This window comes from Psychrobacter sp. CX10, assembly GCF_057621575.2.
In genome coordinates this window covers 560,953-573,367 of sequence record NZ_CM177736.1, presented here as the reverse complement: position 1 = coordinate 573,367, position 12,415 = coordinate 560,953, and the positions used below count along the sequence as shown (strand labels likewise).

The window sequence follows — 12,415 nt, the reverse complement described above, 5'->3', positions numbered from 1 at the left end:
ATATCAACCTTAAGCCATCCGAACTATCAAGTCTTTTTATTAAGTCTTCCAAATCTATAACTTCACTTGCATTTTAACTTAAGATGACTTTGGATCTTTAACTTTTAAGACCTTCTCTTAAGACGATAACGTCGATCTAGCATACTTAGCACGCTACCTAAAGCCATTACTAAGGCGCCTAACCATAACCACGACACCATTGGCTTAACATAAATACGTACGGCCCATTTGCTATTGGGATCTTTCGGATTTATTGGTTCACCTAATGCCACATATAAATCTCTTAATAAAGTAGTGTTAATACCCGCTTCTGTCATCGGCATACGGCTAACGACGTAATTACGCTTTTGTGGATATAAAGTAGTCACATATTTATTGTCTTTTTCAACTCTAATTTCAGCTTGAGTAGCATCATAATTTTTGGCTCGAACGTTTTCAAAATTAACAAGTGAGAAACTATAGTTGCTAACCTCCTCTTGATCACCCACGGTCATAGCAACATCTCTTTCAACGCTCATCGCACTGGTGACTCCAATGCCTAGTGCCAGAATCAAAACCCCAATATGAGCGACCTGCATTCCCCAATAGCTTAGTTTCAAACGTTTTAAACCATTCAAAAATGAAGACGCATTACGAGTTTTGTCTTTAATATCATTTAAAGACCAACCTAAAACCCAGATACACAATAGCGCCGTTATTAAAATTTGCAGATTTAAGCTGTGCGTAAATAGATAAGTTAGTATGCCTGCCAAAAGCGCACTACTCACTAATATCGTTAAACCAATACCCATTAAAGGGCGTTTTTCACGCTTCCAGCGTATATTTGACCCCATACCCATGGCTAATAATAAAAGCCATGTCAAAGGTACAAATAACGCATTAAAGTAAGGAGGCCCAACTGATACCTGACCGAGATTAAATGAATCAGCAATAATTGGATAGAGCGTCCCAAGTAACACCACTAAAGTTGCAACTAGAATAATAATATTATTAATAACTAATAGGGTCTCACGCGACAACAACTCGTAATGGCTTTCGACAGTCAGCTTCCATCCACGTACCGCAAATGCGATTAGTCCTGCGCCGATGACAATACCTAAAATAGCCAAAATAGCTAGACCACGCGTCGGATCAGCGGCAAAAGAGTGGACAGAAGTAATCACCCCTGAACGTACCAAGAAAGTTCCCAATAAGCTTAGAGCAAAAGCAAAAATAGCCAACATGATGGTCCATGCTTTAAAGACACCGCGTTTTTCAGTAACGGCTAGCGAATGAATTAAAGCAGTACAAGCAAGCCAAGGCATCAATGACGCGTTTTCCACAGGGTCCCAAAACCACCAACCGCCCCAGCCAAGTTCATAATAGGCCCACCAAGAGCCTAGCGCGATACCTAAAGTCAAAAACCCCCAAGCAGCCAATGCCCAAGGGCGAGACCAGCGTGTCCAAACCGCATCTAAACGACCAGCCCATAAAGCAGCCATACAAAAAGCAAAAGGTACTGCCATACCCACATAGCCCATATATAGCATGGGTGGATGAAAGATGAGACCTGGATCTTGAAGCAGTGGGTTTAAGTCAGCGCCATCTACTGGAATATTAGGTAAGGTGCGATCAAACGGTGAGGAGGTGAAAATTAACATCAGCAGCATCATGATCTGAACAGCACCCAATATGACGAGCACTCTTGCGCGCATATTTAATGGTAAGCCGCGACTAAACCATGCAACCAACGCTGTCCACGCACCCAATATAGTAACCCAAAGCAGCAGTGAGCCTTCATGACCGCCCCATGTGGCAGAGAGTTTATAATACCAAGGCAAAAGTGAATTGGAATGTTGAGCAACATACACTAAGCTGAAATCATTATAGTAAAATCCAGCCATGAGCGTTAAAAATGAGGTAAATATAGCCACAAATTGAGCCCATGCCAAACTTGGCGCCAAACGCTGTAAATGAGGTTGATAACGCAGGATACCAAATGTCGGTAACACTACTTGCAATAATGACAGCACCATGGCCGCAACTAACGCAAAATAACCTAACTCAGTGATTAACATATTCTCTCGCCCTAATTACGCTGTGTATCTATCAATAGTTTTGAATTACAGTTATTAAAACTAAAGCCTTTACTGATATAGACGTATATATTTAATGGATTTCTACTTTGGCAGGACACAATACTTCTAACGACTCTTAAAGTCCATGTGTTGAAGCGCTATCTACTTAAAATAAATGTTGTAAAATGGCTTTGTCTTGAAATTGATTTGAATAACCAGTGCCTTTGATTAAAAAATGCCTTTACTTAAAGTCGATGAGCAAAGACACCCCAAATTTTATGATATTTTAACCGCTTACTGGGAAGAAGACCAATATAAGATGTAGCCAACCTGCCAAAAAGCCTGTAACCCCGCCTAAAATGATTAAGGTAGTTTCATCCTCTCTGAAAGCTGGACGCAGCAAGTTTTGGAACTCATGAGAAGATAAGGCCTTAATACGCTCGCAGAACATGCCATATATTTTGCTGGCACGGCTTTCATTTAAGCCAGGGTCTCTTATTGGAATCATTGTTGCATCAATAGATTTATCAATAATCGTATTTTTAAGTTGACCCAGCTCACGACGTCCTAAACCTATACGTAATGCCGTGTTGACTACTGGCGACTCTAATAACTCGTATAAGTGACTCTTCATGAGATCTCTGGTCTGAGCAGACCTTTCGCCATACATCATCTCATTCATGATATTTTCTAGCGTCACCAAATCTCTAACCACAATCTCTGCGAACACCTCAGACACTTCAGGCTGACGCTTCATAAAACCGCCTTGCCAATAATAGGTATCTATGTGAGGCAAGACTGGCATGATATATGGGAAGCCTTTGATACGTTTAAATAGTTTTAAATATTTTACAGGCTTTGGCTCAATGGGGTTAAACACCATCCAAATAGCAATCCAGTTCGTTAAAAACCCCCACACCGCCGCAAAAAATGGCACCGTCCAGTGCTGTGGCACCAAAACATAAATAAACATTTGCACAATACCAAACATAAAACCAATTAAAGCACTGATATGCCAGATGAAATTGATTTCTTTTTGACCCACTTTTAAAAACATATTGACCATTAATCGGCGGTCGTTTTCCATAGTGCGTACGATCATTTTGCGCATATCAACCAGCTCTTCGACATTATAAGTCATGTCAACAACTAGGTTCTTCATTATGGTGGGTAACTGCTCATGCGCGTGTGTGTAAATACGTCTTTTAACCGCATAGGGCATATTGCTCCATAATGCTGATGAACGCTCCATCATTATCTCATCGATGAGTTGATCCAAATTTGCATCAACACTTTTAGCGATGAAATCGGCCATCTCCTCAGGTTCCATAGCATTAAAGAACTCATCTAATGAACCGAGTTTTGATAAGGTTTGATCAACAATAACGCCCGAGATTTTGCCCGCCTTACGCGGTACGATACCTTGCCAGCCAATGCCTTGCCATCCATAAGGCAAATTTGGTATTTTTATACCCCAAAATTTGATGGGGTAAAATAGCATTTTTAATGCCATCCAAACATGCGCCCACGTCACAAATGCTGTCACAAAAGGAATCGTCAGCATTGCAAAGAATTCAGGGTTAGAATTTAGAACTTGCCAGATAGAAGATAGCATGTTTGATACATCACTTATAAATACTTAGACTTTTAACTAAAGTAAAAATCTATTTCCATGTTTATTTTGAATTTTAAGCGCCGATTTTACCACATTCATTAGTGCTTAACTGATTAACCGATTACTTATCCTTGTAAACAGGGATAATAGCGCTATATAGACCTAAACTGCAACAATTTATAAGCAATAAATATAAGCCAATCAGTTCTATAGATTAATTACTGTGTCTTCTATGCAGATTCTTATAAATTTGCATAGCCACCTATTATTAGTTAAAACTCTTATAAGATTAAGAATCTCTTATAAGGATTAGACGATGTGATATAATTTATTTTTAATCTGCAAAGTATGTGTTTGATAAAAATTTAATTAATATCAAATAAATTTGATGTCTAATAATCCAACGCTCCCCTTTTTATCTTATCTAAGTCTGTAAAGTAAAAACCTTCATGAATAAACCCATAGCAACCGATACTCGCCAAGAAAATCGAGTATTTTTGAATCGAATCATTTTTGCTGCCTTATTTATAGCTTTAGGTCTTATAGGTCTAATGGTTCGCTATTGGTATTTGCAAGTACATTCTTACGAGAAATATACCACTCAGGCAGATAATAATCGCGTTAAGTTAATCTCCGACCCCCCCTCTCGTGGTTACATTTATGATAGAAATGGGCACTTACTAGCTGACAACAAGCCCGTTTTTACGGTAATGCTGAGTCCCGATGAGGTCAAAGATCCTGAGCGTACGCTAAACCTACTTGCCCCCATATTTGATCTTAGCCAAGAAGATATTCTGGATATTTTAGCGCGTATTAGTAAAAACAAAAAAAATGACCCAGTGGCGGTAAAAATTGATATAAATGAAACTCAGATGGCGCAGTTTAGTGAGCGTAAGCCGTTTTTCAAAGGTGTGAATATTCAAAGTAAACTGACTCGTTATTATCCTTATGATGAGCTGTTTGCGCATGTTATTGGCTATGTGGGGCGTATCAATGATAAAGAGACCAAAGAGATCGATAAAGACCTTTACGCAGGTACAGATCTGATCGGTAAAATTGGTATCGAAAAGTATTATGAAGAATTACTCTTAGGTCGACCAGGTTATCAAGCTGTCGAAACTGATGTGCATGGTGAGATTATTCGCAAGCTTGAAAGCACCCCGCCAGTGCCCGGTAACGATATATATTTAAGCTTAGACTATGGTTTACAAAAGGTAGCTCAAGAACAGCTTGATGGCCGCCGCGGTGCTATTGTAGCCATTGACCCTCAAAATGGCGATGTTCTAGCGTTTGTTAGTAACCCAAGTTTTGATCCAAATCCCTTCATATCGGGAATTTCATTTGACGACTATGGAGCGCTGCGTGATGATCCCGATCAGCCTCTTTATAATCGTGCGCTCCAAGGCATGTACCCTCCTGCCTCTACTATCAAGCCCTTTGAAGGGCTATCTGCCATACATTACGGTGCGATGGGCTGGAACGATACAATTTATGATCCAGGCTATTTTACCTTACCTGGTGACAGTCACCGCTTTCGAGATTGGAAGCGTGGGGGGCATGGTACTGTCAACTTAACCAAGTCTATCGTTATGTCAGTCGATACCTATTATTATAAGTTATCTTATAAACTTGGGATTCAGCGCCTTCATGATTGGATGATAAAGTTTGGCTTTGGATCCAAAACTGGCATTGATTTACCGCATGAGAAATCTGGAATAATGCCCTCTCCTAAATGGAAAGAAGAGACGTATGGCAAAGCGTGGCTTCCAGGCGAAACTATTTCTGTTAGTATCGGTCAAGGTTATTTTTTAGCGACTCCTCTTCAGGTGGCTAATGCAACTGCAATGACCGCCAATTCAGGCAAAATTTTAACGCCTCATATGCTAAAGCGATCCGAGGGTGCTGCTGAGGTTCATCCCATTGATAAACCAACGGGTGTCATAGAGTTTAATGGCTCAAATTCAGACTGGCTTAAAATGCAAAACGCGATGGAACAAACCATTAAACGTGGTACGGGTCGACGAATTTATACGCCCAAATATCGTATTGCAGGAAAAACAGGAACCGCACAAGTTAAGTCGATTGCTCAAGGTAAAAGTTACAATAAGAATGAGCTCGATAAGCGTCACTGGGATCATGCTTGGTTTACTGGGTTTGCACCCGTTGAAAAACCAAGTATCGCCCTCTCTATATTGGTAGAAAATGGGGGTGGCGGTAGTAAAACGGCGGCACCTATTGGGCGTGCTTTATTCGATTATTGGGTATTGCGGCGTGAAAATAATCCTATTTTACCACCGACAGCTGATGAGCTTGCCGAAATAAAAGCTCAAAAAGCACTTGATAAAGCAAAACTTGAAGCGCAGCGAGAAGCAGAAGAAAATCAAAGTGAGCTTGGTGAACAAATAGAGAGTACTGGTAATTAGGGTCTGTTGAACAGATATAGTTAAAGAGCAAAAATAGTTAAACAATAATTAATATATTGAAAGCAAATAGTATTTATATAATTTGTCTTACATGGTAATAATCTTGAGAACCTCATGTCCAAATCCAAAAAGAAGTCTGGCGGCGTCAGTCAGGTGCGCATTATCGGCGGTCAGTTTAAAAGACAATGGATACCTTTTATTAATGCCCCTGGATTAAGGCCTAGTCCTGACCGGTTAAGAGAAACCCTATTTAATTGGATACAGTTTGATCTTCACGAGGCTACTGTTTTGGATGCCTGTGCAGGAAGTGGTGTATTAGGACTTGAAGCTTTATCGAGAGGGGCTGGTCATGTCACTTTCATTGAGCTAAAAGCACAGCAAGCAAACCTTATTAAGCATACGGCAGAAAAGCTAAATATTAATACTAATAAATTCACGGTAATGATTGGAGATGCCATATCCATTTTACCAAGGTTGTCTGGCTCTACTTGTGACGGCATTACTAACATAGCCGTTTCTAACCAAGCAGTTCATAACATGGTATTCGATGTAGTGTTTATAGACCCTCCCTACGATCTTGACCTATGGGTGCCTATGTTAACCACATTACTACAAAAAAATCTCGTACATTCTGAGTCATTATTATATATAGAAGATAGACGCCCTTTAGATGAGACATTAGCACTCTTAGATAGAAGTTATCAGGTATTAAAGACCACCAAAGTGGGTCAAATATATGCAAGTTTGATTCAATTAGAAATATAATTTCATACTGCGGTTAAATATATCTTCAAAAAGCCTTAGTATTTAACGGTATTGGGTTGCATTTTCATTCAGTAATGCATACAATGTGCGTCTGTTTTTTGAGAGCCCCGTTTCCCCCAACACTCTCAACTAAGGTGGGATAGCCTACCTGTATTTATATAGAAAGCTATTTCACACGACAACTCAAGGTCAAATCATGAAAACATTAAGTGCAAAGCCTGCTGAAGTAACTCACGACTGGTATATCGTTGATGCTGAAGGTAAAACATTAGGCCGTCTTGCTACCCAAATCGCAGCTCGTCTGCGCGGTAAGCATAAGCCCTCATTTACCCCTCACGTTGATACTGGCGATTATATCGTTGTTATTAATGCAGACAAAATAACAGTTACTGGTAAAAAAGCTCAAGACAAAAAGTATTATCGTCACAGCGGATACCCTGGCGGCATTAAAGAGACCAACTTTAATAAGTTGATTGCTCATAAGCCTGAAGATGTTCTTTTAAAAGCTGTAAAAGGCATGTTGCCTAAAGGTCCTCTTGGTTATGCCACTATCAAGAAGTTGAAGCTATATGCGGGCACTGAGCATCCTCATGCCGCACAGCAGCCTCAAGAACTAGACATTTAATCGCATAATCAGGAGCAAATTATGGAACGCAATTACGGAACAGGTCGTCGTAAAACCTCAACAGCTCGTGTATTTTTATCAAAAGGTACGGGCAATATAGTTATCAACGGCAAACCACTAGATGAATACTTTGGTCGTGAAACATCACGTATGGTTGTTCGTCAGCCTCTAGAATTACTAGATGCAGGTGAAAGCTATGACATTTACGCTACGGTTAAAGGTGGTGGTATTAATGGTCAAGCCGGTGCTATTCGTCATGGTATTACTCGTGCATTGATTGAATCTGACGAAACCTTAAAGCCTGCCCTTAAAGAAGCTGGCTTCGTTACTCGTGATTCACGTCAAGTTGAACGTAAGAAATTGGGCCTACGTAAAGCACGTAAGCGTCCTCAATTCTCGAAACGTTAATCTGTTGTTTGAGCTATTATCGGCTTATCTAATAAAAAACCCTTGTTGACTCAAGGGTTTTTTTATTTTTGCAGAAGCGAATTTATTTTATTACTAAAATAGCTTAGAATAGACACAATTAGTAATATTAGGCAAAGCCAAAATTATTCAGTATTTAGTAAAGCAGACTATGTATACTATATATTAGAGATAATAATAGACAATCTAGTTATATAGTCTCACTAAGTTTGAATGATACATACCAGTTTGAAATAGCGATGTTTATCTTATTCGTTATTTCATGACTTTTATCTGGAGGAAGTTGTTAATGAGCCATGCCGAAGGCGTCAATATAAAACGCCGTAGAGTTCTTATCGCTTCTACTGCAGCTATCGGTGCAGTAGGGGTTGCTTCGGTGGCCACACCATTTGTTAGATCTTGGTACCCCAGTGCTAAGGCAGAAGCTGCAGGCGCTGCTATTACTCAAGATATCAGCGCTATCGAAGATGGCCAAATGATCGTGGTTAAATATCGTGGTAAACCTATATTTGTAGTTAAGCGTACTGCAGAGATGGTAGATACCTTGGATGAGGTAGTCCCTTTTCTAAGTGATCCTGATTCTACAGAGTCTATACAACCTGAATACGCGCAGAATAAAATTCGCTCACGCGAACCTGAGATTTTGGTCGTTGAAGGTGTATGCACTCACTTAGGATGCGCACCTAACTATCGACCAGAAGTAGGTGCTGCTGATTTGGGTGGAGACAGTTGGTATGGGGGATTCTTCTGCCCATGCCATGGTTCTAAATATGATCTCGCGGGCCGAGTTTATAGCGGTGTTCCTGCACCTACCAATCTACCTATTCCTGATTACAGTATTAGTGGTCCTATCTTAACTGTTGGGGAGTCGTAACTATGAGTATAGGAAAGAAAGTCATGGGCTGGGTTGACGCCCGATTCCCCGCTACTGAAACATATGAATATCATATGTCTAAGTACTATGCGCCAAAAAACTTTAACTTCTGGTATTTCTTTGGCGTGTTATCTATGATTGTTTTAGTCAACCAGTTAGTTACTGGTATTTGGCTTACAATGATGTTTAATCCAAGTGCTGAAGGTGCTTTTGCTTCTGTCGAATACATCATGCGTGATGTAAAAGGCGGCTGGTTGATTCGTTATATGCATTCCACGGGTGCATCCGCATTCTTTGTGGTAGTTTATCTGCATATGTTCCGTGGTATGTTATACGGTTCATATAAGAAACCACGTGAGCTAATTTGGTTAATTGGTATGGGTATTTATCTGTGCTTGATGGCTGAAGGTTTCTTCGGATATCTATTACCATGGGGTAATATGTCATTCTGGGGTGCTCAGGTTATTCTTAACTTACCTGCTGCCATTCCTGTTATTGGTGATGGCCTGGCTGAATGGGTTCGTGGTGATTACCTAATATCTGGAATCACATTGAATAGATTCTTCGCTTTACATGTTGTGGCAATTCCACTTGTATTGGTGGGCTTAGTATTTATTCACTTAGTTGCACTTCACCATGTTGGTTCTAATAACCCAGATGGTATTGATATTAAAAAGCTAAAAGATAAAAATGGTGTACCTTTAGATGGTGTTCCTTTCCATCCATACTATACCGTTCATGACATGGTTGGTATTGTGGTCTTCTTCATTATCTTCTTTGCAGTTGTGTTCTTCTTCCCTGAAGGTGGTGGTTTCTTCTTAGAGAAACCTAACTTTGAAGTTGCTAATGCGCTTAAAACTCCAGAGCATATCGCACCTGTATGGTACTACACGCCTTTCTATGCAATCTTACGTGCTATTCCTGATAAGCTCGGTGGTGTTATAGGTATGGGTGGTGCTATTGCAATGTTATTCTTATTGCCTTGGTTAGATCGTTCTCCAGTTAGATCTATTAGATACAAAGGTATATTATCAAAAATCGCTTTAGGTATCTTTGTCGTTAGCTTTATTGTTCTAGGTTATTTAGGTGTTGCCCCTGCTACACCAGTTAATACTATCCTAGGCCGTATCTTTACTATACTGTACTTCTTATATTTCTTATTGATGCCTATCTATACATCTATTGAGACGTGTAAGCAGCCACCTGAACGTGTTACTGGAGGTCACTAATGAGTGCTTTAAAAAAATCATTAATCGGCTTCGGATTTGGTGTTGCTTTATCGCTAGCTTCGACTACTTCTGCGCAAGCAGCGGGCGGTGGTGGATGCGGAACGTTCACCAATGCAGAGGGTGAAACCGAACATTTAGCCTGTAGTAGTGCTCCGATTGATTTTAACAATAAAGGGTCACTTCAAAGTGGTGCCACGATGTTTATGAACTATTGTGTTGGCTGCCATTCAGCGAAATACGTTCGTCATTCCCGTATTGCACAAGATCTAGAAATACCACCCGAACTTGTTGAAAAATACCTAATGGTGACCACAGATCAAATCGGTGATCATATTGAAAATGGTATTGATCCAGAAGTTCAAGCGTCTTGGTTTGGTGCACCACCACCAGATCTGTCTTTAGAGACACGTTTAAGAGGTGATGACTGGGTATATACGTATCTTTTAAGTTTTTATGAAGATCCTAGCCGTCCTTGGGGCGCTAATAACTTGGTCTTAAAAAATGCCGCTATGCCTCATGTTTTATTGAATTTGCAAAATGAACTCGGTGAAGAAGAATACCGTAATCGTGTTGGAGATTTAGTGAACTTTATGGCATGGATGGCAGAACCAGTACGTGAAGATCGCAAGCGTTATGGATACTTTGTGATACTTTTCTTGTTGGTATTGCTAATACCAGTTTACTTACTCAATAAAGAGTTCTGGAAAGATGTTAAGTAATCTTGTCATTAATAATAATAACTTGAATTTATAAGGTAATTTATACTTAATTTACTCTATAAATAATTAAAAAAGAGACGATATGATTATCGTCTCTTTTTTGGTTTTAATTCGCTTAGTTAAATATCCTCAAACAAATCTATTTATATTATAGTCCAACAAGTCTAAATTGTTTACAAGGCAACCGAGTGCCAGTTTTACTTGTGTAGGCTTAGCGAGGTTCACGCTGTTACTATTAATTCACGATGTTACCATTAAGTAGTTAACAGACTATATTTAAGTCTCAGTTATGACATTAATATATCAAACTAAGATTTTAGTTTGGATTTAATTAATCAAGCTATATTTTCAATGATAATAATATCATATAAGGTTCTTAGACCTTGGTATCTATTCCCCTATTGATTAACGTGTTTAGTTTAGTTACGATGCTAGTCTATTCATGGCGTTAAGTTTTATATGATCGATTCAAATGATATTCCCGATAGTCAACTTATCTTGTATGCTGATGATGGCTACAATAGCCACGTTGTACGATTTTTATTGGCTGAAAAGCAAATTAGTTACTATTTGTCATTACTTGATAGCGAACGTCCTGAAGATTTAAGACAGCTAAACCCTTATAATACTTTGCCAGTTTTAACTCATCGTGATTTTAGTTTATATGAACTAAATGTTATTTTTGAATATCTTGAAGATCGCTATCATGGTCATAAGTTACTTCCTGATACGCCAAAACAAAAAGCGATTCAAAGACAATTGGCATGGCGCATTCAAAATGATTGGTTAAAGCTTGGCCGTATTTTGTTGACGCATAAAGACAGTATTAATGAATCCAAAGCAGATATAGCGCGTCAGAAGTTATCAGATGCTTTAGTTACTCTCTCTCCTGTTTTTAGCCAACATTCTTATTTCATGTCGAATGAGTTTGGCTGGTGTGATGTACTACTTGGGGTTATGCTATACAAATTGGATGAAATGGACATACAATTACCTGTTCATTTAATTCGACCACTGATAGATTATCAGCAGCGTATATTTGAACGCGATAGTTTTATTAAAACTTTAGATTTAGACTGAATTTAGAACCCATCGTTATCTTAAGAAGAATTTAATATGTCAGAAGAATTAAACCTTACCCCTACCCGTCCTTATATGATTCGAGCTTTCTACGAATGGTTAGAGGACAATGCCTTAACGCCATATTTGTTAGTGGATGCTACTCAAGATAATTTAATTATTCCGACAGAACACGTGCAAGATGGACAGATTGTCTTAAATATAGCAGGTAGAGCGACTGGCAATATGAACATCACTAATGATTTTATAAGTTTTGCAGCCCGCTTTGGTGGCGTTTCACGAGAGTTATGGATACCTATGCAAGCTGTAATGGCGATATTCGCTAAAGAAAATCAAAATATTATTATGCCTTTTGATCCAAATGAATATGAAAACTATACCTCGGAAGAGTCGGTCAGCGCTCAAAAAAATAAACCCAAACCTGAAAACAAACCCGGTTTACGTGTTTTGAAATAAGTTACGAGGGTCTGTATAGAATAGGAGGTCTCTTGATAAAGGGGCCTTTTAATTTGTTTAAAATCTAAACACGGTGCTCTATACCAATACTCTATACCAATACTCTCTACCTCGACGCTTAAACGATACGTTCTACCACTTAGCTA

Annotated in this window: 11 protein-coding genes; 9 read left to right on the top strand and 2 right to left on the bottom strand. The window is 39.2% G+C overall.

All coding sequences use genetic code 11. The features are described from left to right. Positions 1–104: 104 nt before the first annotated feature. The gene (locus AC21OH_RS02345) at positions 105–2,057 is read right to left on the bottom strand and encodes a heme lyase CcmF/NrfE family subunit (protein WP_487370602.1); all 1,953 of its coding nucleotides are present in this window, start codon (positions 2,055–2,057) and stop codon (positions 105–107) included. A 286-nt stretch (positions 2,058–2,343) separates the two neighbouring features. After that, complete coding sequence (locus tag AC21OH_RS02340) at positions 2,344–3,672, bottom strand: DUF445 domain-containing protein (RefSeq protein WP_487370603.1); 1,329 nt, start codon at positions 3,670–3,672, stop codon at positions 2,344–2,346. A 449-nt stretch (positions 3,673–4,121) separates the two neighbouring features. Here AC21OH_RS02340 and mrdA point away from each other — a divergent pair, with 449 nt between their 5' ends. The 9 genes from mrdA to AC21OH_RS02295 all read left to right on the top strand — a co-directional run bounded on the left by mrdA (position 4,122) and on the right by AC21OH_RS02295 (position 12,269). Continuing rightward, positions 4,122–6,095 (top strand): penicillin-binding protein 2, encoded by a 1,974-nt coding sequence (gene mrdA, locus AC21OH_RS02335; RefSeq protein ID WP_487370604.1) that lies wholly within the window; start codon positions 4,122–4,124, stop codon positions 6,093–6,095. 114 nt (positions 6,096–6,209) lie between these two features. Next, entirely contained in the window at positions 6,210–6,860 is a 651-nt protein-coding gene (rsmD, locus tag AC21OH_RS02330) for a 16S rRNA (guanine(966)-N(2))-methyltransferase RsmD (protein WP_487370605.1), read from the top strand. A gap of 196 nt (positions 6,861–7,056) precedes the next feature. Next, positions 7,057–7,485 (top strand): 50S ribosomal protein L13, encoded by a 429-nt coding sequence (gene rplM, locus AC21OH_RS02325; RefSeq protein ID WP_486535913.1) that lies wholly within the window; start codon positions 7,057–7,059, stop codon positions 7,483–7,485. A gap of 21 nt (positions 7,486–7,506) precedes the next feature. Further along, positions 7,507–7,893 carry a 30S ribosomal protein S9 gene (gene rpsI, locus AC21OH_RS02320; protein WP_486535914.1) on the top strand — a complete coding sequence of 129 codons (387 nt, stop codon included), beginning with the start codon at positions 7,507–7,509 and terminating at the stop codon, positions 7,891–7,893. A 307-nt stretch (positions 7,894–8,200) separates the two neighbouring features. Next, a complete protein-coding gene (gene petA / locus AC21OH_RS02315; protein WP_487370606.1) occupies positions 8,201–8,785 on the top strand; it encodes a ubiquinol-cytochrome c reductase iron-sulfur subunit in 585 nt (194 codons plus the stop codon). A gap of 23 nt (positions 8,786–8,808) precedes the next feature. After that, positions 8,809–10,014 carry a cytochrome b gene (locus AC21OH_RS02310; protein ID WP_486535967.1) on the top strand — a complete coding sequence of 402 codons (1,206 nt, stop codon included), beginning with the start codon at positions 8,809–8,811 and terminating at the stop codon, positions 10,012–10,014. Continuing rightward, positions 10,014–10,733: a cytochrome c1 gene (locus AC21OH_RS02305; protein WP_487370607.1), complete on the top strand. Its 720-nt coding sequence runs from the start codon at positions 10,014–10,016 to the stop codon at positions 10,731–10,733. Before AC21OH_RS02310 ends, AC21OH_RS02305 begins: the two co-directional genes overlap by 1 nt. A gap of 459 nt (positions 10,734–11,192) precedes the next feature. Further along, entirely contained in the window at positions 11,193–11,813 is a 621-nt protein-coding gene (locus AC21OH_RS02300; RefSeq protein ID WP_487370608.1) for a glutathione S-transferase N-terminal domain-containing protein, read from the top strand. A gap of 36 nt (positions 11,814–11,849) precedes the next feature. Further along, a complete protein-coding gene (locus AC21OH_RS02295) occupies positions 11,850–12,269 on the top strand; it encodes a ClpXP protease specificity-enhancing factor (RefSeq protein ID WP_487370609.1) in 420 nt (139 codons plus the stop codon). The last annotated feature ends 146 nt before the right edge of the window (positions 12,270–12,415 follow it).

Bases quoted from the DNA above. Each gene is read 5' to 3' on its own strand.
- AC21OH_RS02305 (WP_487370607.1), top strand. From the start codon at position 10,014: ATGAGTGCTTTAAAAAAATCATTAATCGGCTTCGGATTTGGTGTTGCT.
- rsmD (WP_487370605.1), top strand. From the start codon at position 6,210: ATGTCCAAATCCAAAAAGAAGTCTGGCGGCGTCAGTCAGGTGCGCATT.
- rpsI (WP_486535914.1), top strand. From the start codon at position 7,507: ATGGAACGCAATTACGGAACAGGTCGTCGTAAAACCTCAACAGCTCGT.
- AC21OH_RS02295 (WP_487370609.1), top strand. From the start codon at position 11,850: ATGTCAGAAGAATTAAACCTTACCCCTACCCGTCCTTATATGATTCGA.
- mrdA (WP_487370604.1), top strand. From the start codon at position 4,122: ATGAATAAACCCATAGCAACCGATACTCGCCAAGAAAATCGAGTATTT.
- AC21OH_RS02310 (WP_486535967.1), top strand. From the start codon at position 8,809: ATGGGCTGGGTTGACGCCCGATTCCCCGCTACTGAAACATATGAATAT.
- AC21OH_RS02345 (WP_487370602.1), bottom strand. From the start codon at position 2,057: ATGTTAATCACTGAGTTAGGTTATTTTGCGTTAGTTGCGGCCATGGTG.
- AC21OH_RS02300 (WP_487370608.1), top strand. From the start codon at position 11,193: ATGATCGATTCAAATGATATTCCCGATAGTCAACTTATCTTGTATGCT.
- rplM (WP_486535913.1), top strand. From the start codon at position 7,057: ATGAAAACATTAAGTGCAAAGCCTGCTGAAGTAACTCACGACTGGTAT.
- petA (WP_487370606.1), top strand. From the start codon at position 8,201: ATGAGCCATGCCGAAGGCGTCAATATAAAACGCCGTAGAGTTCTTATC.
- AC21OH_RS02340 (WP_487370603.1), bottom strand. From the start codon at position 3,672: ATGCTATCTTCTATCTGGCAAGTTCTAAATTCTAACCCTGAATTCTTT.